The 22,883-nt window shown below is 72.8% G+C and carries 14 protein-coding genes; all 14 read left to right on the forward strand.

Annotated elements, in window-relative coordinates; genetic code table 11:
- Nucleotides 1-29: 29 nt before the first annotated feature.
- The 14 genes from AB0Q90_RS11280 to AB0Q90_RS11345 are packed head-to-tail and all read left to right on the forward strand — an operon-like array spanning nt 30 to nt 22,850.
- Nucleotides 30-821: a DUF4255 domain-containing protein gene (locus tag AB0Q90_RS11280; protein WP_363160425.1), complete on the forward strand. Its 792-nt coding sequence runs from the start codon at nt 30-32 to the stop codon at nt 819-821.
- 34 nt (nt 822-855) lie between these two features.
- Nucleotides 856-2,796, forward strand: a complete 1,941-nt coding sequence (locus AB0Q90_RS11285) for an ATP-binding protein (RefSeq protein ID WP_363160426.1) — start codon at nt 856-858, stop codon at nt 2,794-2,796.
- Nucleotides 2,787-3,065: a hypothetical protein gene (locus AB0Q90_RS11290; RefSeq protein ID WP_363160427.1), complete on the forward strand. Its 279-nt coding sequence runs from the start codon at nt 2,787-2,789 to the stop codon at nt 3,063-3,065. Before AB0Q90_RS11285 ends, AB0Q90_RS11290 begins: the two co-directional genes overlap by 10 nt.
- On the forward strand, nt 3,062-9,736 hold the full coding sequence (locus AB0Q90_RS11295; protein WP_363160428.1) for a DUF4157 domain-containing protein: 6,675 nt from the start codon (nt 3,062-3,064) through the stop codon (nt 9,734-9,736). Before AB0Q90_RS11290 ends, AB0Q90_RS11295 begins: the two co-directional genes overlap by 4 nt.
- Nucleotides 9,733-10,434 (forward strand): hypothetical protein, encoded by a 702-nt coding sequence (locus tag AB0Q90_RS11300; protein ID WP_363160429.1) that lies wholly within the window; start codon nt 9,733-9,735, stop codon nt 10,432-10,434. The genes AB0Q90_RS11295 and AB0Q90_RS11300 overlap by 4 nt, the downstream gene beginning before the upstream one ends.
- Nucleotides 10,431-11,117 carry a hypothetical protein gene (locus AB0Q90_RS11305; protein ID WP_363160430.1) on the forward strand — a complete coding sequence of 229 codons (687 nt, stop codon included), beginning with the start codon at nt 10,431-10,433 and terminating at the stop codon, nt 11,115-11,117. Before AB0Q90_RS11300 ends, AB0Q90_RS11305 begins: the two co-directional genes overlap by 4 nt.
- Nucleotides 11,118-11,128: 11 nt before the next feature.
- A complete protein-coding gene (locus AB0Q90_RS11310; RefSeq protein WP_363160431.1) occupies nt 11,129-11,494 on the forward strand; it encodes a hypothetical protein in 366 nt (121 codons plus the stop codon).
- On the forward strand, nt 11,487-12,626 hold the full coding sequence (locus AB0Q90_RS11315; RefSeq protein ID WP_363160432.1) for a hypothetical protein: 1,140 nt from the start codon (nt 11,487-11,489) through the stop codon (nt 12,624-12,626). Before AB0Q90_RS11310 ends, AB0Q90_RS11315 begins: the two co-directional genes overlap by 8 nt.
- A gap of 32 nt (nt 12,627-12,658) precedes the next feature.
- Entirely contained in the window at nt 12,659-13,195 is a 537-nt protein-coding gene (locus AB0Q90_RS11320) for a phage baseplate assembly protein V (RefSeq protein ID WP_363160433.1), read from the forward strand.
- 20 nt (nt 13,196-13,215) lie between these two features.
- On the forward strand, nt 13,216-13,551 hold the full coding sequence (locus AB0Q90_RS11325) for a hypothetical protein (protein ID WP_363160434.1): 336 nt from the start codon (nt 13,216-13,218) through the stop codon (nt 13,549-13,551).
- Complete coding sequence (locus AB0Q90_RS11330) at nt 13,548-13,922, forward strand: GPW/gp25 family protein (RefSeq protein WP_363160435.1); 375 nt, start codon at nt 13,548-13,550, stop codon at nt 13,920-13,922. The genes AB0Q90_RS11325 and AB0Q90_RS11330 overlap by 4 nt, the downstream gene beginning before the upstream one ends.
- Complete coding sequence (locus AB0Q90_RS11335) at nt 13,919-17,005, forward strand: putative baseplate assembly protein (RefSeq protein WP_363160436.1); 3,087 nt, start codon at nt 13,919-13,921, stop codon at nt 17,003-17,005. Before AB0Q90_RS11330 ends, AB0Q90_RS11335 begins: the two co-directional genes overlap by 4 nt.
- On the forward strand, nt 17,002-20,718 hold the full coding sequence (locus AB0Q90_RS11340) for a putative baseplate assembly protein (protein WP_363160437.1): 3,717 nt from the start codon (nt 17,002-17,004) through the stop codon (nt 20,716-20,718). Before AB0Q90_RS11335 ends, AB0Q90_RS11340 begins: the two co-directional genes overlap by 4 nt.
- Nucleotides 20,718-22,850, forward strand: coding sequence for a hypothetical protein (locus tag AB0Q90_RS11345; protein ID WP_363160438.1), 2,133 nt, complete (start codon nt 20,718-20,720; stop codon nt 22,848-22,850). The genes AB0Q90_RS11340 and AB0Q90_RS11345 overlap by 1 nt, the downstream gene beginning before the upstream one ends.
- Nucleotides 22,851-22,883 lie beyond the last annotated feature (33 nt).

Here is a 22,883-nt window from a genome sequence, read left to right on the forward strand (position 1 = left end):
GACCGGACACACACCGAGGAACGGACGTCATGAGCAACGCACTCGTCATCGCGCATGTCACCCAGGCCCTCGCCCTGCTGATCGAGTCCAACCTGGGGCCGGAGTTCGGCGCGGCCGTCAAGGTGGAGCCGCGCAAGCCGCCCGCCGACCCGCCGGCCGACCCCACCGTCTCCGTGTTCCTGTACCAGGTCACGCCCAACACCTCGCAGCGCAACAACGACCTGCCGACCCGGGCGGCCGACGGCACGCTCGTCAAACGGCCCGCCGCCGCCCTGGACCTGCACTACCTGATCAGCGCCTACGGCGAGGAGACCGAGCTGGTCGGGCAGCGGCTGATCGGCGCCGTGGTGCGCGCCCTGCACGAGATCCCGGTCCTGCCGAAGGACGTCATCGAACAGGCCGGTGAACGCCCCTACCTGGCCGGCAGCGACCTCGCCGAGGCGGTTCAGCGGGTGCGGTTCACGCCGATGGTGATGGACGTCGACGAGGCGTCGAAGCTGTGGGGGATGCTCCACCAGACGCCGTACGCGCTGTCGGTCGTCTACCAGGCGTCCTTGGTCTTCGTCGACGGCCGTGAGTCGCCCGTGCCGGGCAAGCCGGTCGAGCGGCCCGTGGTGCGGGTGGTGCCGATCGGCGCGCAGGCCGGGGAGCCGTCGGACAGCGGGCACGACACGGCGGACGCGCAGCCCAAGGCCGTGGCCAAGAAGGCCGCGAGGACCCCTGCGAGGCCCCCCGCGAAGACAGCCGCCAAGGCCCCGGCGCGGGCGCGCAAGAAGACCACCGCCCCCCGCCCGGACAGCGGCAAGCGCACGGAGAACTGAGGCAACGGACATGGAAACGGGGGCAGGTGAGCACATGGGGACGGACGCGGGAGCACAGCACTCGTCGCTGACCGCGGAGATCCGGCGCGTACTGTCCCGCGTCGACGCCCACGCGACAGGATCGACCGGCACGGCCGATGCGGCCGGGCGCGCCCCCGCCCCCACCGGCCCCGGCACCGCCCCCCTCGACGCGCTCATCACCTGCTTCGGGCTCACCGCCTTCGAACGGGACCTCGTCCTGCTCACCGCCGCCCACGAGCTGGACACCACGACCGCTGCCCGGTGCGCCGCCGCCAGTGGTGACCCCGAGCGGGCGTACCCGACCTTCTCCCTCGCCCTGGCCGCCCTCGCCGAACCGCACTGGAGCGCCCTCACCCCCGTCGCCCCGCTGCGCCGGTGGCGGATCGTCGAACTCGACGACGAGTCCCGGCTGACCACCTCCCGGCTCCGGCTCGACGAACGCATCCTGCACTTCCTGCTGGGCTCCCCCTACCTGGACGCCCGGCTGCACGGCCTGCTGCGCCGCACACCGGTGCCGGACCGCCTGCCGCCCGCCTACGACCTGGCCGCGAGCCGGGTCGCCGAGGGCTGGACCCAGATCGCCGGACCGGACACCCCGCCGGTCGTCGAGGTGACCGGCGGGGACCCGCGCAGCCGGGCCGACATCGCCACCGCCGCTGCCGCCCGCTCCGGGCTCGGGATGTACACCACGGGCGCCGAGGACATCCCGGCCGACCCCGCCGAACGCGATGCGCTCGCCCGCCTCTGGCAGCGCGAGGCCATCCTGCTGCCCGCCGCGCTCCTTGTGGAGGTGGGTGACCTGGACCGCGACCAGCGGGCCGCCACCGAGGCGTTCCTGGCCGGGGCCGCCGTACCCGTAGTGGTCTCCAGCGAGGACCCGCTGCGCACCGACCGCCCGCACGCCGCGCGCGTGCCCGTGCCACGCCTGGACGACGAGGAACAACTCGCCCTGTGGGCCGACGCGTTCCAGCCCGTAGCCGACCTCGACGACACCGAACTGCGCTCCCTGATCGCGCAGTTCCGGCTGCCGCCGCACGTCGTACGGTCCGCGGCCGCCACCGTGCGCCGCCGCCTGCCCCACGAGGACCGCCTCGACGCCGCCGAACTCGCCTGGCTGGCGGGTCTGGAGGAGGCCCGAATCGGCATGGACGAGCTGGGCCGCCGCATCGAACCGCAGGCCGGCTGGGACGACCTCGTCCTGCACGACCGCCAGACCAGTGTGCTGCGCGAGATCGTCGCCCATGTCCGGCAGCGGGCCACCGTCCACCAGGAGTGGGGATTCGCCGCCACCCTGCGCCGCGGCCTCGGCGTCACCGCGATGTTCGCGGGCGGCTCCGGCACCGGCAAGACCCTGGCCGCCGAGGTGATGGCCAGGGAACTCGGCCTCGACCTGTTCGTCATCGACCTGTCCCAGGTGGTCAGCAAGTACATCGGCGAAACGGAGAAGAACCTGCGCCGAGTCTTCGACGCCGCCGAACGCGGCGGCGCGCTGCTGCTGTTCGACGAGGCCGACGCCCTGTTCGGCAAGCGCAGCGAGGTCAAGGACAGCCACGACCGGTACGCCAACCTCGAAGTCAGCTATCTGCTGATGCGCATGGAGGCCTACCGCGGCCTCGCCATCCTCACCACCAACATGAAGAAGGCCCTCGACACGGCTTTCCTGCGCCGTATCCGCTTCGTCGTGGACTTCCCCTTCCCCGCGGAACACGAACGCGCCGAGATCTGGCGGCGGGTGATCCCCGCGCAGGCACCGGTGAAGGACCTCGACCCGGACCTGCTGGCCCAACTCACCGTCGCGGGCGGCTCGATCCGCAACATCGCCCTGTCCGGGGCCTTCCTCGCCGCCGAGGAGGGCGACCGGCTCCAGATGCGGCACATGCTCGCCGCGGCCCGCACGGAGTATCTGAAGCTGGAGCGGTCCCTGACGCCGACGGAGGTCCGCGGATGGGTGTGACACCCCGTGAGATACGGGTCGAGGTAGGCGAGTTGGCGCTGACCGGCTTCCAGGTGGACCCGGAGCGGGTCTCGGCCGCGTTCGAGCAGGAACTGACCCGGCTCGTCCGCACCCACGGCATACCCCTGGCGGCGGACGGCCCGCTGACCCTGGACGCCCTGTCCGGGCTGCCGCCGCTGCCCGCCGGGCTCTCCGCACGCCGGCTCGGCCAGGAACTCGCCCGCGCCGTGCACGAAGGCCTCAGCGGACACGGGGAGGTGACCCGGTGAACTCGCCCTCCCAGGACGCCCGTTCCGAGCAGACGGCCGAACAGCGCCGCCGCAAGCGCAAGGAACGCGCCGCCAAGTCCCGTACCCCGGAGCCCAAGGACATCGTCAGCGGCGCCGGACAGCCCCTCGACCCCGGTGTACGCAGGGAGTTGGAGGAACGCCTCGGCCACGACCTGAGCCGCGTACGGCTGCACACCGGCAGGGACGCCGGACAGCTGACCGACCTGCTCGGCGCGGACGCGGTCGCCGTCGGCCAGGACGTCTTCTTCCGCGAGGGCGCCTTCAGACCCGGCACCGACGAGGGGCTGCGGCTGCTCGCCCACGAACTCCTGCACACCGTCCAGAACCCGCACGGCCTCGGCACCCTGCGCGCCGGCCGCGAACTCGGCGCGGTGAGCCTGCCCCAGCAGGCCATCGAGCGCGAGGCGGAGTCGGCGGCCCAGGATCTCGTACGGCAGCCGGAGGCACCTACGGAGGTCGAGCAGGGGCAGGCGACCCCCGGCTGGCTGCGCTACGCCACCGTCGACGCCGACCGTCGCCGTACGGAACAGCTGGACCCCGCGACCCTCGTCGACCGCCTGGCCAACGGCCTGCTGCGGTCCCTGCGCGGCGACCCGGAGGACCGCTCGGGCCGGGTGCGGCTCCAGCTGGCCCGGATGGCACCCCAGGTGCAGGACATCGTCCTCGACCGCCTGGAAGTACGGCTGCCCGCGCCCGTCCTCGACCGGCTGCTGACGGCCGTGGAGGAGACGGAGCAGGCGGGACCGCTGCCGATGGAGGCCGCGGCGGCGCCGCTCGCCGTGCCCGGTGCGGCGGAGGAGATCGAGGAGGAGCGCGAGCGGGCGCCGGAGCAGGAGCCCGAGACGGACGCCCGCGGGGCGGACGAGGGACCGGGCACGCCCGGCGACCAGAAGGATGAGGACGCCGAGGAACAGCAGGACGAGGCGCCCGGCGAGCAGGGCGCCGTACAGGACCGGGAGCAGACGGCCGGGCGGCAGCAGGAACGGGACCAGGACCGGCAGCAGGAACGCAACGCCTCCGGCCAGGACGCGCAGAAGGACGCGGCCGACGAGCGCAAGGACGCGGCGGACACCCGGCAGGAGCAGCACGACCAGGACCAGGGCGACGAGCAGGAAGAGGCGGAAGCCGCCCAGGAGGAGGCCGCGCCGGAACCCGAGCGGCAGGCCGGCGAGCAGGAACCGGCGCAGGCCGGCACCGCGGCGGGCAGCCAGGCCGCGGCCCCCGGCGCGGTCGACCGCAGCGGGGCGGAGCCGGGCGAGCGGCGGCGCACCGGCGACGACCCGCGCGCGACCCGCACCGCGGGCGATCCGGAGAACGAACAGGACGCCGACGACGAGCCGTTGGGACTGGAGGAGGAGTCCGCCGCCGACGACACCGAACCGGAGCCGGACGCCGAGCCGACCGGACGCGCACCCGACGCCGAGCCCGCGTCGGACGACGCCACGGCCAACGACCCGCGCCTGTTCGAGCGGCGCAAGAAGACGGCACCACGGGCGCCGGGCCTGACGTTCACCGGCGGCCCGTCGGCCGCGGACGAGGTCGCGGAGGCGGCGGAACCCGAGACCGGCGCGGACAGCGCTGTACGCACGGACGAGGAGGACTCCGAGGACCGGGCCGTCCAGGAGCTGATGGACGTCATCGCCTCGGACCAGGACTCCGCGGCGGACGGGGGCGCGCAGGCCACGGCGTTGCCGGGCCTCGGAGCGGCGGGTGCCGCGACGTCGCTTCCGGGGGCGGACGCGGACGGCGAGCGGGCGCGGGAACGCCAGGAGGACGCCGAGGCCGCGCGGCGCGACGAGGAGGCGCGCGCCGCCGACGGTGCCGGGCAGGACACCACGCCCGCTCCCGGCGAGGCCGCCGGGCCCGAACAGCTCGCCAAGGCGGACGAGGACGCCCGTACGCAGGCGGCGGGTGCGCCGTCTTCGGGCACCCAGGGCGCGGCGGACGGCGGGAGCCGGGGCGAGGGCGCGGGCAAGCCGGAGGCGGGGGCCTCGGGCCGGGCCGGGACGGAGGCGGACTCGGGCGCGGACTCGGGCACGAGCGGCCGGAAGGAGTCGGCCCCGCAGCCCGGCAAGGGCGCGGACCAGCAGCCGGACCAGGGCAAGCCCGCCGGTTCGGAGCCCGCCCCGGCCACCCCCGCCCCCGGCGACCGGGAAGTGACCGAGGGCTCGGGCGACGCCACGACTCCCGGACCTGTGACCGGCCCCGACAAGGTCTCCACGCCCGGACCCGCCTCCGCCCCCGAACTGGCGCCCGGCAACGGCCCTTCCCCCATGCCCGCCGGACCGCAGGCCGGGACCAACGCGCCCAAGGCCGCCAAGGAAGCACCGGGATCCGGCGGAGCGCGCCCCCGGCCGACGGGCAGCAAGCGGCAGGCGGCGCGGCAGGCCGCGAAGAGCGCGCGCAGGAGCGGCGGGGGCGGCGGCCGTACGTCCTCCGCACCCGCACCCGTACGGGCCGGCGGGCGCGGCGGCGGCCGTACGGCGGCGGCCGGCGGAGCCAGGGCCAAGAAGGAGGCACCCGCCCCGGACGTCTCCAACGCCACCCCCGAGTCGGGCCTGGCGACGGCGGCCGGGCTCAAGCCGCACCAGATGCTGGAGACGCTCAAGGGCGTGGACGGTGCCGTGGGCCGCTCCGTCGCCAAGGAGCGCACCGCCCTGCGCAAGGCACCGCCGACGACGCAGCGCCCGTCCGGTTCACCGCGCACGGTGCCCGGAGGCCCGACGCCCGCGGCCCCCGGCACGTACACCAACGCCAAGGTCGCCCGCACCGAGGCCGCCGCGGGCAGGACGCCCGAGATCGGCGGCGAGCAGAAGCCCGAGGGCGAGGTGCCCGGCGCGAACGTGCCGGAGCCGAGCTGGTGGGACATCGCCGTCACCATCGGCGCCAAGCTGTTCGGCAAGCTGCTCAAGGAGATCCTGCCGCTCGACGACCTGATCGACTCGATCCTCGGGCTCCCGACCGAGGACGAGGGGCTGAAGAAGGCCAAGGTCGGCGACGCCCCGCGGCTGCCCCTGGAGAACGACTCCGATCCGCAGCGCACCGACGAGCAGAGCGGCAAGCTCGACGAGCGGAAGAACGAACTGCACCGCGTGGGCCGCGAGGACGCCGCCCGCCCCATGGGCGAGGACCAGATCTACCCGGACGTGCCCAAGGAGACCCTCAAGGGCAAGGTGCCCGGCGGCCAGGGGGCCGCCAAGTCCGGCGGCCCCAGGTCGGTGTCCGGCGGGGTGCCCGTCGAGTCCGCGTCCGCCGTCGCCGAGCACGACCGCGGCCCGCAGATCCAGGCCGGCTTCGCCGAGGGCCGGCAGAAGATGGGCCAGGAGCGGCAGACCAAGGACAAGAAGGCCGCCGACGACCGCAAGGGCTACGACGAGAACCTCCAGCGCGAGGTCTCCGCCAGCAGCAAGAAGCAGGCCGACGCCCGCGACAAGGGCCGTTCCGACATCGCCGGCTCCCGCGACCAGTGGCGCAAGGAGCAGGACGACAGGGCCGGGGAGATCGACGACAAGAAGGGCAAGAAGTACGACCAGGTCCGCAAGGACATCAAGAAGAAGGAAGAGGACACCGACAACGACGTCGACAAGCGCACCGAGGACGACAACAAGAAGATCGAGACCGAGCAGACCAACGCCGAGCGGGACGCGGAGAAGAAGCAGGACGAGGGCAAGGACGACGCCGACAACTGGCTCGAAGAGGCCATCGAGAAGCTCAAGGAGTTCTTCGAGGGCCTGAAGAACGCCATCAAGGGCATCTTCGAGAAGGCCCGCCAGGCCGTCACCGAGCTCATCGACAAGTTCAAGCAGCAGGTCTTCAAGCTCATCGACGACGCCCGCAACTGGGTCATCGAGCAGATCAACACCTTCGCCGACGCCCTGATCGCCCTTGGCGACGAACTCCTCGCCGACTACCCGGCGATGCGCGACAAGTGGCGCAACTCCATCAACGACGCCCGCGACTGGGCCGTGGAGAAGGTCAACCAGGCGGCGGACGCGCTGAAGGAGGCAGCCGGGAAGCTCCTCGACGGCCTGTGCGGCGCGCTGCTCGCGGGGCTCGACATGCTGGAGACCGGGCTGCTGGCGGCCGTCGACGTCGCCGAGGCCGTCACCGTCGGCGCGCTGGAGTTCGGCGCGGCCGTCGTCCAGGGCCTCGGCGAGTGGGCGGCCATCTTCAACGACATCGTCTCCGACCCCGGCGACTGGATCAGCAAGGCGGGCGCCGCGGCCGAGACCGGCGCTAAGGAACACCTCTTCGCCGAGGTCAAGACCGCGGTCAAGGCGTGGTTCGACCAGAAGGTCCAGGAGATCATCGGCATCCCGATGGAGGACTTCCAGGCCCTGATCGACGGCGGTGTGACGGTCGACCAGATGGCGCAGATGGCCTGGGACGAGGCCGTGCCCCAACTCCCCGTCATCATCGGCGTGCTGGTCGTGGAGAAGGTGGTCGCCAAGCTGATCCCCGGCGCCAGCTGGGTCATGGCGATCATCGACGCCCTGCAGACCGCGTGGGGCGCGCTCAGCGAGATCCTCGCTGCCTTCGGGGCCTTCATGGACTTCCTGAAGGCGGTCAAGAGCGGCAACGCCGCGCTGCCCTTCGCGAAGGCGGTCGCGGCCGGTGTCGTGGCGCTGCTGGAGCTGATCTACACGTTCCTCGTCGAGGGCGTCGGCCGCTTCATGGGCAAGGTCGCCGACCGGCTCGGCGACATGCTGAAGAAGATCCGCACGAAGAAGGACAAGCCGGGGCAGCCGGACGAGCCGAACAAGCCCAAGGACGACGACCCCAAGGGCCAGGACAAGGACAAAGACAAAGAGAAGGACACGGACAAGTCCTCCGACCGCCCGGCCCCACGCAAGCCCTCGCCGGACAAGACCTCCCGCCCCCCGTCCAGGCCCCGCCCAGGCAAGCGCTCCTCCCCGGAGAAGAAGCAGCGTCCCTCGCACACCACCCGCCCGAAGAAGCGCCGCGACGACGATGAACGCCGCGAGGACGGCCGCGAAGTGAACGCGGCCAGGAAGCGGGCGCGGGACGCGGAACGCAGGAACCGCGACGAGGACCGCACCGACCGCACCGGCGGCCCCGCACGCCGCGGCCCGGCCCGGGACACGCTCCGCAAGAACGACCGCGACCGGGAACGGGACCGCGACCGCGATCCCAGGAACACACGCCCCGGTGACCGCCGTAGCGATGACAGGGACAGGGACCGCGACAAGGACCGCCGTTCCGACGACCGCCCCCGCCGTGTCCGCCGCGCCCGCCAGACCGTCAAGTCGGCCGCCAACCGCGCCCGTCGGGCCGCCCGGAAGCTGTACGGCAAGGCCCGCCGCAAGCTCGGCAACCGTCTCAACGACCGGCTGCGGCGGCTGCGCGACCGGTGGCGCAGGCGCCGGGACCGGATGCGCGACGACCGCGGCCGCCGACCGGGCCGGGACCGTCGGCGGGACCGCCGCGACGACACCAAGGAGCAGGTGGACCTGCCGCAGGTGCGGTTCGCCGACGCCGACGACGGCGAGCGGCACACGCTTCGGTTCCACGGCCGGGGCCCGCGTGCGCCCCTGTACATCCACAGCACGCCGGAGGAGGTCCCGCCGTTCATGGCGGACTGGCGCAAGGACCTCCAGCGGCCGGAGGCCGAGAAGGAGCGGGCGAAGCAGCAGGGGTATGTGGACGCGGCCGAGAAGGAGTACCAGGAAGCGCTGGACATCCAGGCGCGGATCCCGGTGGAGACCGACGAGGAGAAGAAGAAGCGGGAGGCCGAGAAGAACAAGAGGGACCTGGCGCGACAGCTGAAGAAGTTCGCCAACGAGGCCCGCAACCGGCTCTACTTCGACATCCCCGAAGAGCAGCTCCAGACCTTCGACAACCTCTCGCTCCGCCCGGGGCAGCGGCGGCCGGACGAGGACCATGAGTCCAAGTTCATCGGCACGCCGTCCAAGACGGTCTTCGGCGGTGGCGGCGAGGACGCCAACAGGGCTCCCTTGGGCCAGCCGCCCGGCTGGACCGACGATGTGGTGAAGCGAGGGCTGAGCGAAGGATCCCGCTGGGTCCGTATGCACCTGCTGCCGGAGCGGATCGGCGGCAGGGCCACGGGGAACAACCTGGTGCCGGCGCGCGGTCAGGAAACGAACCAGGCCGCCCTGCGCGGAATCGAGGACCAGGCGTACAACGCGATCGGGGACACGGAAACCCTCATCTGGTATCACTCCGGCGCGAAATTCAATCATCCCGACTGGCCTCATCTGCCGAGTTATGTGTACGCGAAGTTCGGCGGCTACGAAAAGGTCGGCGGAACGGGCGAGAAGCCGGAGGACTGGCGGGAGAAGGGGCTGACGAAACCCTGGGACCAGAGCCCCGAGCCGATCGCCGCGAACGAGAAGACCCGCCTGTCCGTCAACGTCGTCGGCGCCCCGACCGTCCAGGTCAGGCTGCTCGGCGGCAAGCACCCACGTCTCGCGGACCACTTCGTCAAGGCGCGCAACGAACTGCTTGCCTCCGGGCGCAAGCTGTCGCGGGCGGGCGGCGGCCGCCAGCTGAGGAAGATGATGGAGAAATTTGCCGAGCCGACCAAGATCTCCCTGGCGGGCCTGGATCTCATGGTGGCCAATTACGAACAGTTGATTGACGAGGGCGAAGTGAGCTGGACGGTGTCATGACGGCGAACAATGAAGAAGAATTCCGGTACCCCTTCGAAGCGCGCTGCGCCAAGCTCCTCCAGGAGATCAGGGAGACCGACGCATTCGACGTGCATGTGGCGCAACTGGACGAGATCGTCGACATGTTCGACGTCGCCGAGACGGTCTTCGAGGACCTCGCGGACGAGGACGACCTGCCGCTGAGCCGCCGCATCCAGGAGTACTTCTTCCGCTACGGCGCGGTCGAGGCGGCCTGGCGGTCCCGGCGCCCCGACACCTCACTCGTCGGCGAGTTCAAGCTCCACCACATCATGAGCGCGGTCGGCAACATGCGTATGACGAGGTTCTGGCCGGGCGAGGACGAGACGGAACGCGCCCTCTACAAGGACCTCCGGATCATCGACGACACCCCCCAGACCGGCTCCGGCCGCATGTCCCTGCTGCGCGCCACCCCGGGCGCCACCGACCCCGAGGTCTGGTTCTTCGACATGCGCCAGGGCGCGCTGCGCATGGAACTGGACTACCCGGCCTATCTGGAGACCGTGCTGGTCACCAAGGGCGTGATCGGCTGGCAGTACCTGTACGTCGAGCCGGATCTGTGCGGTGAGGGCTTCTTCCCCCTGGAGGACGGGCTCAAGGAAATGCTCGACGTCTTCCCCCGCCTCTTCCCCGCCCACGACTACACGGACCTGCGGGCCCGGCTGGAGGAACGCCTGTGACCCGCTACGCCGACATCCCCAAGCCCATCCGCTCCGGCATCGTGGTGGTCGACCCCGACACCGGCACCCCGCAGCGGATCATCGTGCTGCAGTTCAACCCGGACACCCTGGAGCGCAGCGTCTCGCCCCAGTCCGCCGGGGACAGCGGCGACGCCTCAGGTGGCGGCACCGGCAGCGGGGACCGCAACGAGGCGCTGCGGCTGAAGGGGCCCGCGCAGGAGACCTGGAAGTTCAGCGCCGAGATCGACGCCACCGACCAGTTCGAGATCGCCGCACCCGACGGCATCCACCCCCAACTGGCCACGCTGGAAATGCTGGTGCAGCCCACCACGGCACAACTGCGCGCCGCGAGCCGGCTGTCGCAGAAGGGCGCCATCGAGATCAGCCCGATCGAGATGCCGCTGACGCTGTTCACCTGGGGCAGCAAGCGCGTGATGCCCGTGCGGCTGACCGAACTCTCCGTCAACGAGTCGGCGTTCGACGTCAATCTCAATCCGATCCGGGCCACGCTCAGCATCGGCATGAAGATCCTCACCGTCAGCGATCTGCCCGCCGGGCACCGCGGCGCCGACCTCTACCTCGCCCACCTCGCGCAGAAGGAGCGGCTCGCGGCCGCCGCGCGAGGCGGCAGCCTGGGCGGGCTCGGGCTCGCCGGAACCAACGCCGTGACCGGAAGGGGCTGAAGCAGCACACCATGGCCGAGACAGAGCCGTACGAGAGCGCCCTCGACGCGATACCGGGCGCCCACCCCTATCCGCGCACCAGCCGCTACCACGACGCCGAGATCGGCATCCACCGGCGGCCCGACGGCACCGAAGTCCGTTACACCAAGCGCCGGTTGCTGCCGCCGCTCGACGAGCAGGAGACACAGGGGCACACCGTCGGCGCCGGAGAACGCCCCGACCTGCTCGGGCAGCGCTACTTCGGCGACCCCGGCCAGTGGTGGCAGATCGCCGACGCCAACCCCGTACTCGATCCACGGGAGTTGACCGACGAGGCCGGACGCGTCATCGACATCCCGCTCGCCGGCGGGCTGCCTCGCGGAGACCGGCGTGTTTGACCTGCCCGTGGGGCAGGGCCCCGTCCACATCACCCTCCTCATGGGACCCAAGCTCGTCCGGCCCGTCCCCGCCGAGGTCACCGAGGCCCTGCTCACCGCCCAGATCACCGCGACCGCCGGTGAGCGCAGCGGCTTCCAGATCGCCTTCGACCTCACCAAGAACGGGCTGATCAGCCGGCGGCTGCTGCCCGAGGGCTTCTTCGACCCCAAGACCCGGATCGTCGTCACCGTCAGCGTCAAGGGCACCCCCGACGTCCTCTTCGACGGCCTGATCGTCCGGCACGAGGTCGGCGCCAGCAACCGCCCCGGCCACTCCACGCTCACCGTCACCGGCGAGGACCTCACCCTCCTGATGGACCTGGAGGAACGCACCGCCCGCTACCCCAACCTGCCGCCCTCCGAGCGCGTCCTGGCCATCCTGCGCCGCTACTCCGACTACGGCATCCGCCCCGACGTCTACACCGAGAAGGTCGCCCAGCCCCCGCACCAGGACCTGCGCGTCCACTACCAGACCGGCACCGACCTCAGTTACGTCACCGAGCTGGCCCGCGCCAACGGCTACACCTTCTACCTGGAGCCCGGCCCCAACCCCGGCCAGTCCTCCGCCCGTTGGGGCCCGGAGGTCCGCCTCGGCATCCGCCAGCACGCCCTCAACGTCAACATGGACGCCCACTCCACCGTCGACCAGCTGACCTTCGCCTACGACGGCACCGCACGCGAGGAGCCGCAGGCCCGCTGGCAGGACCCGGCCAACCGGCACTCCACGCTGCTGCCCCAGCCGCCGATCAGCCCCCTGCGCCCGCCGCTGGGCAAACGCCCCACGCCCGCACTCAAGCGCAGAACGCTGGCCGGCACCGCCAAGCAGCAGCGCGAGCAGGCCGAGGCCGAGCTGCTGGCCCGCGCCGCGGTCTCCGCCGACGTCGTCTCCGGCTCCGGCTCCCTCGACGTCAACCGGCACGGCTACATCCTCCAGCCGCGCCAGCTCGTCGGCGTGCGCGGCTCCGGCCGGGCCTACGACGGCGACTACTACGTCAAGTCCGTCACCCACAACCTGCGTCCGGGCTCGTACCAGCAGAACTTCACGCTCTCCCGCGAGGGCCTGGAGGCCCGCAGCGACTACGTACGGCCCTGACACCCCGAATCACCCACCAGGAGCACAACACCATGGCGGCAACCGGCAATCGCTACCTCGGCAAGTTCCGCGGGCGGGTCGTGGACAACAACGACCCGCTGCACATCGGGCGGATCACCGTCGAGGTCCCGGACGTCCTCGGCGACGAGCCGTCCACCTGGGCGCTGCCCTGCCTGCCGTTCACCGGGCAGCAGGCGGGCCACTTCGCGGTGCCGCCGGCCGGCGCCGGCGTCTGGGTGGAGTTCGAACAGGGCGACCCCAGCTTCCCGGTGTGGACCGGCTGCTGGTACGGCGCCGAGGACGAGCTGCCGCTGGACGCGCTGCGCGAGCTCAGGGCGAACGCCGAGAACAAGCCGGTCGTCGTGCAGACACCCGAGAAGCACAAGCTCGTCATGAACGACACACCCGGCGCCGAGCAGGGAATCCTGCTCCAGGCCCAGGGCGGCGCCTACATCCGCATCACCCAGGAAGCCGTGGTCATCGCCACCGGCGCGGGCGCCGAGGTCATCCTGCGCGGCCGTGAAGTGACCATCAACGAGGGCCAGTTGACCGTGCTCTCGAAGCGATAGAAGACGGGGGACGAAACCAGTTGTCCGGGAGTCTGCTCGATGCGGGAGCCGTGATCGGCTGCCCGCACGGCGGTCGCGCGAGCACCGCCACCACACCGACCGCGGCCGTGCTCGTCGACGGCCGGGCCGTCGCCACGGCCGCCCACAGCTACGTAGTCACCGGCTGCCCGCACACCGTGGACGGGGTGCCCTCGCCGTGCGTCGTGGTCCGCTGGAGCGCCGACGGCACCGGCGTCACCGTCGACGGCGCGCCCGTGCTGCTCGACACCTCCGCGGCCCAGTGCCTGAGCGCGGCCCTCCTCCCGCAGGGACCGCCCGTCGTCCAGGCCGCGCAGCGAAAGGTCACCGTCCGATGAGCCCACGCACCGACATCGCCTTCCCCTTCCGGGCGGACCGCCGCGGACGCACCGCGCACGCCGGGCACGGCGAGCACGTCCACGACCTGATCGAGCAACTGCTGTTCACCAGCCCCGGCGAGCGCCTGATGCGCCCCGACTTCGGCTGCGGACTGCTCGACCTGGTCTTCGCCCCCACCAGCCCCGAACTCGTCAGCACCCTCGAACTGTCCGTCCAGGCCTCCCTCCAGCGCTGGCTCGGCGACCTCATCGAGGTCGAGGCCCTCGACGTGGTCGGCGACGACCACACCGTCCGCGTGTACCTGTCCTACGTGCTGCGCGCCACCGGCACCCGCCGCGACGACGTCTTCGAAGGGAGGGCCACGGCATGACCACCACCCGGCGCACCAAGGTGCGCGCCGCCCAACTGGGCGGCGTCGACGCCGTCGAGGTCAGCGACGACGGGCTGCTGCTCACCGTCACCTTCCTCGGCAAGGCCCCGCACGGCCTCGGCCCCGAGAACGTCCGCATCGACGGCGGCCGCCGCATCACCGGCATCACCGCCCTCGACGTCAGTGTCGAACGCGAGGAGGACCCCGAACTCGACGACCGGCTCTACGTCACCCTCGACCGGGCCGGCGACACCTCCCGCTACCGCCTCTCCCTGGTGGAGGCAGACCCCTACGGCCGCCCCGGCACCGAGCCCTTCCGCGGCTTCGACCAGCGCTACCACAGCGCGAGCTTCGCCTTCCGGCCCGACTGCCCAACTCCCTTCGACTGCAAGGAAGAACCCCCGGGCGAACCGGCCTTCCCGAGCGCGCCGGTCATCGACTACACGGCCCGCGACTACGACACCATCCGCAAACTGCTGCTGGACCGGCTGGCGCTGACCACCCCCGACTGGGTGGAGCGCAACCCGTCCGACCTGGGCATGACCCTCGTCGAACTGCTCGCGTACACCGGCGACCAGATCAGCTACCAGCAGGACGCCGTCGCCACCGAGGCCTACCTCGACACCGCGCGCCGCCGGGTCTCCGTACGCCGCCATGTCCGGCTCATCGACTACGCGATGCACGACGGCTGCACCGCCCGCGCCTACGTCACCGTGCAGACCGCCGGCGACCACACCCTCGCCCCGGGCACCTACCGCTTCGCCTCCGTCGACGTCCGCACCCTCGACCCGCACGACCGGCCCGAGCCCGGCACGGTCGTCGACGAGAGCGAACTCGGCGACCTGGACGAGCGCGGCTCGGTGGAGGTCTTCGAACCGGTCGTCACCGCCGACCCGTTGGAGCTGCGCGTCGCCCACAACGCGATCCGGCTGTGGACCTGGGGCGGCGAGACCTGCGCCCTGCCCAAGGGTGCCACCGCCGCCACCCTGCGCGACGCCTGGGTCGACCCGGAGACCTGCCGGGAACGCCGACTGGACCTCAAGCCCGGCGACCTGCTGATCCTGGAGGAGGTCAAGGGCCCGCGCACCGGCACACCCGGCGACGCCGACCCCGGCCACCGCCAGGCGGTCCGCCTCACCTCCGTCACCCCCGCCGTCGACCGCATCGAGGACCAGCCGGTCCTGGAGGTCACCTGGGCCGCCGAGGACGCCCTGCGCTTCCCGCTGTGCCTGACCACCCGCGGCGGACGCGACTGCCTGCCCGTCGAGGACGTCACGCTCGCCCGCGGCAACGTCGTCCTCGTCGACCACGGCCGCACGCTCACCGGCCTGCCCGAGACGGCCAGCGTGCCGCCCGAGCACGCCGTCGTCGCCCCCTGCGCCCCGCCGGCCTTCGGCTGCGCCGACCGCGACGAGGGCAACGCACCCGCGCGGCTCGTCAACTCCCTGACGGACAAGGCGGATTCGGGCCAGGCGCTGACTCCCGACGACGTCCGTGAGCTGTTCCAGGTGGTGGGCGAGGGGGCAACCACAAGGGCCGGACTGGGCCTGGAACGCGCCGGCCAGCGCCACGAGCGGGTCGTCCCCGGCACGGCCTACGCCCAGGCCGCCGCCCTGCGCACGCTGCTCGCCCAGTCCGTGTACCCCGGCATCCGCCCGCGCTTCCGCCCCGTCCTCGGCCGCGCCCCCGTCGCCCAGGCCGTGCCCTTCCCCGACCCCCGCACGGTCGCCGCCGGACAGGCCGAACGGATCGCCGCCATCCCCGGCCGGGTCCGGCAGCGCCTGGTCGAACTGTGGCGCAGCGCCCGCGACCGGGACGGACTCGGCGACGAGGAGATCGCCGAACTCACCGTGATCTACGGCCTGAAGGTGATCGAGCGCCTCGAACTGCGCCGCCACCCCGTCCGCGCCCTGCGCGAACTGCTGCACCGCAGCGACCGGCTGCTCGACGCCAAGCTGCGCCGGATCGAGGTGCTCGCCGCCCGGGCCCGCGCGGGTGCCGTCCTCGACGGGCACATCGCCTGGGAGATCGCCCACAGCTGGGGCCCGTCCCACGCGTCCGGGCTGCACCCCGGCGAGCCCGTGCTGCGCGGCTCCGCGACCGCCGGGCTCCACCAGGACCCACGCCGCGCCCTGCCCGCCGTACGCCTGCACGAAGAGGACTACGTGTGGGAGCCGCGCCGCGACCTGCTCGACAGCGGCCCCCGCGACCGGCACTTCGTCGGCGAGCTGGAGGACGACGGCCGGCTCGCCCTGCGCTTCGGCGACGGACGGCACGGCGCGCAGCCCACCCCGGGCACCCGGCTCGACCTGCACTACCGGCTCGGCGGCGGCAGCGCCGGAAACGTCGGAGCCGAGGCCATCAACCACCTCGTCGTACAGAGCGACTGCGAGCCGCCGCCCGCCGCCGTGGTCCGCAACCCGCTGCCCGCCACCGGCGGCACCGCACCCGAACCCGTCGAGCAGGTACGCCAGTTGGCCCCGCTCGACCTGCGCCGCACCCGGCTGCGCGCGGTCACCGCCGAGGACTACGCGGCGCTCGCGAGCGAACTCCCGGGCGTACAGCGCGCCGCCGCCGAACTCCGCTGGACCGGCAGCGTCCAGGAGGCGCACATCGCGATCGACGCGCTCGGCACCGGCGCGCCGCCCCGGGAACTGCTCGACGAGGTCACCCAGGCCCTGGAGAGCTACCGGCTCATCGGCCACGACCTCGTCGTCGGCCCCGCCCGGCTCGTCCCGCTGGACCTCGCGCTGAGCGTGTGCGCCCGGCCCGGCCACCAGCACGGGCAGATCCTGGCCGAGCTGTACCGCGTCCTCGGCAGCGGCCGGTCCGGCTTCTTCCACCCCGACGCGCTGACCTTCGGCGAACCGGTCCGGCTCAGCCGCCTGGTCGCCGTCGCGGCCGCCGTACCCGGTGTGGAGAGCGTCCAGGTCACCCGCCTGCAGCGCCTGTTCGAGCAGGCGAGGGGAGAGCGGGAGGACGGCGTGCTGCGGCTCGGCCCGCTGGAGATCGCCACCTGCGACAACGACCCCGACCGGCCGGAGAACGGCCGACTGGCGATATCCCTGGGAGGAGCCCGATGAGCCGCGACGAGTGCACCTGCGGCGGCGGCCACGACGAGCGCCTGACCCCCGCGCCGCTCCACAACCCGCCCGGCCGCACCGCGCTGGACTACCGCGTCGGCGAGTACGGCTCCTTCCTGGCCGCCCTCCTGGACCGCCTCGCCTCCCCGGCCTACCCGGCCCTTGACGGGCTGACCGTGCGCACCCCCGACGACCCCGCGATCGGCCTGCTCGACGCCACCGCGGTCCTCGGCGACCTGCTCACCTTCCACTCCGAGCGCATCGCCGACGAGGCCTACCTGCGCACCGCGAACGAGCACCGCTCGCTGGCGCTGCTGGGCCGGCTCGTCGGCCACCGGCCGCGCCCCGGCGTCGCCGCCACCACTCATCTCGCGTACACCCTCGAACGGGACCCGCGCGCCGAGGCCCTGCCCGTACTGATCCCGCGCGGCGCGCGCAGCCACAGCGTGCCCGCGTCCGCCGACGAGCAGTCCCTCACCTTCGAGACCAGCCGTGACCTGACCGCCCGCTGGGACTGGAACGAGCTGAAGGTACGCCGCCGCCGGCCCTCGCTCATCACCCCCGACGACCTCGACCGCCGCTCGGAGCTCTTCGTCGAAGGCACGGCGAACTCCCTCCAGACCGGCGACCAGTTGCTCTTCGTCTTCGGCGAACAGGCGGGCGGTGAGCGCAAGTTGCTGCCGGTTGCGAAGGCGCGGGTCGACCGGGTGGACGAGATCACCGCGATCTCCCTGCCGAAGTCGGCCCCGCCCACCCTGAAGGAGCTGGTGGACGAGGTGCGGAGGTGGACCGCGGCCCCCTCGCAGCCCGGCGAGCCCGGTGACGAGCCGCCGACGCCCGAGGTACCCAACCCGCGGCCGGTCAGCCGCCTGATCGAGGACTTCGAGGACCAGGTGCTGGCGCCGCTGCGGGATGACCTGGACGGGGTGAAGACGCCGGAGCGGCTGGCGACCCGTCTCGCGGAACCCGTCGCGCGGCTCGGCGAGGCCCAGGTGCTGGCGGCGCCGTACGAGGACGTGGCGGCCTGGTTCGAGCAGCTGGAGGCCGTGCTCGCCGAACTGGCCGAACGCGCCCTGGAGTTGGCACCCGCCCAACCCGCCGAACCGGACACCTTCACGGCACCGGACACCGACCCCCGCACGGCCGCCCTGCGCACCCTCGGCGCCGTACTGCCCGCCCTGCGCGGCACGGCCCCCGCCCCGCGCGGTGCCACGGGAACCCAGCGCCCGGGCAGCGACACAGCCCGCCTCCTGACCGCGCTCAACCCGTCCCTCGGCACCCTCTACCCGGCCTGGCGCAAGGCCGCCGCCCCCGGCACCCCCCAACTCCTGCGCGAGCTGCTCGCCATGCGCGTCACCGCCGCCCCCTTCGGCGCCACGGCCCCGCTCAAGCCCGTCCAGGACGAGCGTGGCCGGGTCGTGCGCACCGCCGACTGGCCGCTCACCGGGGCCGTACTGGCGAGCATGCGCGTGGTGTTCGACCCGGCGGGCAAGGTGCCGGTGCGGGCCGAGTTCCAGTACGTCGAGGGCAGCGGCTCCGACCAGCGGGCCGAGAACCTCCCCGTCACCCAGCCGGTCCGGTTCCCGCTCGGCACCGGGCAGGTCGACCTGTCCGTGCGCTCCGGCCAGGACCGCGACCTGAACTGGCTCAACCGCCGCCCCTCCGACTCCCAGGAGCCCGGCGTCACCGCCCGCTTCCACTCCGGCCTGCCCGAGCGCACGCTGTTCGTGTCCCGGCCCGGCGAGGACGGGCTGATCCAGGTCGGAATCCACAACGGCACCGCCGAGCAGATCCCCCTGCGGCCCGGCGGCAGCGAGCAGTTCACGCTCGGCGAGTACGAGGTCAGCGTCCGCTACACGGTGGGCAGCACCGAGCCCAACGTCGAGGTCGTCATCGCCTCCAAGCCCGAACCCGTCAACCGCCGCGTCCTCCAGCTCGACACCGTCCACGCCGGCATCACCGTCGGCAGCTGGGTGGCCGTCCAGCGCCCGGCCAAACGCAACGGCGACGCCAAGCTCGCCTTCGTCACCACCCAGGTCGTCGCGGCGCGCACGGCCGCGTACACCAACTACGGCATCACCGGCCGCGGCACCGAACTCACCCTCGCCGACCCGTGGCTGGACGAGTTCGACGTCCTGCTGTCGCACATCCGCGACACCACCGTGCACGCGGCCGGCGAACCCCTGCACCTCGCCGACGAACCCCTCGGCGAGGACGTGCACGGCGACGAGATCGAACTCGCCGAGCTGTACGACGGACTGCGGCCCGGCCGCACTCTGATCGTCACCGGCGAGCGCAGCGACATCCCCGGCACCGCAGGCGTGCAGGCCACCGAGGTCGTCACGATCGCCACCGCCGAACCGGCCGTCGACCCGCAACTGCCCGGCGACCGCGTCCACACCCGGCTCACCCTCACCACGCGCCTGGCCCACCGCTACCGCCGCGAGACGGTACGGATCCTCGGCAACGTCGTCGAGGCGGGCCACGGCGAGAGCCGTGAGGAGGCCATCGGCAGCGGCGACTCCGACCGCACGAACCAGACGTTCGCGCTGTGGCAGTCCCCGCTCACCTGGCTCGCCGACGACAGCCCCCTCGGCGCCACCCCGGTGCTGGAGATCCGCGGCGACGGCGTCCGGTGGCACGAGGTCGACAGCCTCGCCGGACGCGGCCCGGCCGAACGCGTCTACATCACCGGCTCCACCGGCGACGGCCGCACCACGGTCACCTTCGGCGACGGCGTGCACGGCGCCCGGCTGCCCAGCGGCCACGAGAACGTCCGCGCCCGCTACCGCTTCGGCACCGGGCGGGCCGCGAACGTCGCCGCCGACCGCGTCACCCAGCCGCTGACCCGGCCGCTCGGCGTCACCAAGGTCACCAACCCCCGCCCGGCGACCGGCGGTTCGGACTCCGACGGCCTCGGCCTGACCCGCCGTACGATCCCCCTCGCCGTCTCCGCCCTGGACCGGCTGGTCTCCGACGCCGACTACGAGGACTTCGCCCGCTCCCGCGCCGGCATCGGCCGGGCCGCCGCACGTGAACTCTTCGACGGGCGGCGACGCGTGGTGCACGTCACCGTCGCGGGAACCGACGACGTGCCGCTCGGCGACTCCCTGGACGCCCTGCGCGGAGCGCTCACCGAGTACGGCGACGCGAACCTCCCGGTCCGGGTGGACGCCCGCGAACTCGTCCTGCTCCTCCTCGCCGCCCGGGTGAAGGTCGCCCCCGACCACGCCTGGGAACTCGTCGAACCGCGCCTGCGCCAGGCCCTGCTGCGCCGACTCGGCTACGAGGGACGGGAGTTGGGGCGGCCCGCCCGCCTCTCCGACGTTCTGGCCACGGCCCACTCCGTGCCCGGCGTCGACTATGTGGACGTCGACGTCTTCACCGGCGTCCCCGCCTCCGCCACCCCCGAGGAACTCACCGAGATCCTCACCCGCCCCGGCCCGCCGAGGGCGTCGGTCCCGGCGCATCCGGCGACGTACGAGGAGAAGGTCCACACCGTCCGCGCCGCGAACGGCGAGACGTTGTCGGAGATCTGCGCCCGGTACGGCGTCCCGCTCGCCGAACTCCTGCGCCTCAACCCCGACATCACCGACACCCGGCGCCTGCCCAAGGGCCGCTCGGTGTTCGTCTTCCGCGGCATCCGCCCGGCCCAGTTCGCGCTGCTGTCGCCGAAGGCCGCGGACACCCTGATTCTGACGGAGGTCAAGTGATGTCCCCGGACGTCCAGTTCGAAACAGCGGCCCCGGTGGCATCCAGGGAGCCCGACGGGCTCGCCGCCCTGCTGCCCCGCTGGCACCTGCTGCGCGACGCCGAGGAGGGCGAGGCCCTGCGCGCGCTGCTCGCCGTGATGGCCGAGCAGCTCGACCGGGTCCGCGACGGCGTCCAGCAGGGCTACGAGGACCTGTTCGTGGAGACCGCCGCCCCCTGGGTGCTGCCCTACCTGGGCGACCTGGTCGGCTACCGCACCCTGCCCGGCTACGAACGCGTCCTGACCACGGGTCTGCACGACGGCGGCCGGGCGGCCCTCGCCGAGGCGATCGCCCCGCGCGCCGATGTGGCGGCCACGGTCGCCAACCGCCGCCGCAAGGGCACCCTGCACCTGCTGGAGGAGATCTCCGAGCAGGTCGCCGACTGGCCCGCGCGCGCTGTCGAGCTCTCCCGCCAGGTGGCCCACCACCAGTCGGTCAAGCTCCACCGGGACACCGGCCGCGGCCGGCTCGTGGACCTGCGCGACAACTCTGCCCTCGACCTCGCGGGCGGCCCGTTCGGCACCACGGCCCGCACGGTCGACGTCCGGCGCGCCGACTCGCCGAAGAAGCCGGGCGGACTGACCCCGGCCGGAGTCGCCCTCTTCGTCTGGCGGCTCAGGGCGCACTCGCTGACCGCGTCCCCGGCGTACTGCATCGACCGCGCCCGCAACCTCTACACCTTCTCGATCCTGGGCAACGACACCCCGCTGGTCACCAAGCCGTTCCCGGAGCCGTCGCCCACCCACATCGCCACGATTGACAACGTCCCGGCGTTCATCACCCGCCGACAGCTGCACGACCGCCTGCTGGACTACTACGGCCCCGGAAAGAGCTTCGTCATCCGGCGCGACGGCGAGGACAGGCCCGTACCGCCGTCGGACGTCGTCGTCGCCGACCTGTCCGACTGGCGTTATCGGCCCAAGCGGGGCGAGGTCGCGATCGACCCCGAGCTCGGCCGGATCGCGTTCGGCGCGCGCTCCGCACCCCGGCAGGGCGTGTGGGTGGACTACCACTACGCGGCCGCCGCGGACATGGGCGGCGGCGAGTACGACCGGCACGACCGGCCGGCGCGTCCCGACGCCGACGTCTACCGCGTCGGGCCGGGGCAGCCGTACCGGCAGATCATGGACGCCTTCCGGGCCTGGCAGAGCGAGCGGGGCCCCGGACGCGCCGGCATCATCGAGATCACCCACAGCGGCGCCTACCAGGAGCAGCTCGACTTCGACCTCGACCCCGGCGACCGCCTCGAACTGCGGGCCGCCGAGGGCACCCGGCCGGTGATCCGCCTGCTGGACTGGTACAGCAACCGGCCCGACGCCCTCAACATCCGGGCGGTGGACGACAGTTGCGCCCCGCACGAGCGGCCCCGGATCGTCCTCGACGGGCTGCTCGTCGCCGGGCGTGGCATCAACGTCACCGGCGCGATGGGCGCCGTCGTCGTACGCCACGCCACGCTCGTCCCCGGCTGGTCGCTGGAGCCCGAGTGCGCACCGCACTCGCCCGAGGAGCCCAGCATCGTCCTGGAACGCACCACCGCCTGCCTCCAGGTCGAGCACAGCATCCTCGGCACCATCGAGGTCATCGGCGACGAGGTGAGCGAGGATCCGCTCGACATCCATCTGCGCGACAGCATCCTCGACGCCACCGGACACGACCGCGAGGCCCTGTCCGCACCGGACTGCCGGCACGCCCACGCCGTCCTCCATCTGCACCGCACCACCGTCATCGGCGAGATCCACACTCACGCCGTGGAGATCGCCGAGAACGCGATCCTCACCGGCCGGCTGCACGTGGCCCGGCGCGGCATCGGCTGCCTGCGGTACTCCTGCGTCCCCGCCGGATCCCGCACACCCCGCAGGTACCGGTGCGTCACGGACGTACGCCCGTTGCACAACTCCGAGCGCTACGGCACGCCCTGGTACGGGCTGCTCGCCGACCGGTGCCCCGAACGGATCCGGCGCGGCTCCGACGACGGCGCCGAAATGGGCGCCTTCCACGACCTGTACCGGCCGCAGCGCGAGGACGGCCTGCGGGCGCGGCTCGCGGAGTACACACCCGCCGGCGCGGACGCCGGGATCTTCTTCGTCAACTGAGCCGCATCCGCACACTTCTCGAACCAGGGGGAC

This window comes from Streptomyces sp. NPDC079141, from assembly GCF_040686775.1.
Taxonomy (GTDB): Bacteria; Actinomycetota; Actinomycetes; order Streptomycetales; family Streptomycetaceae; genus Streptomyces.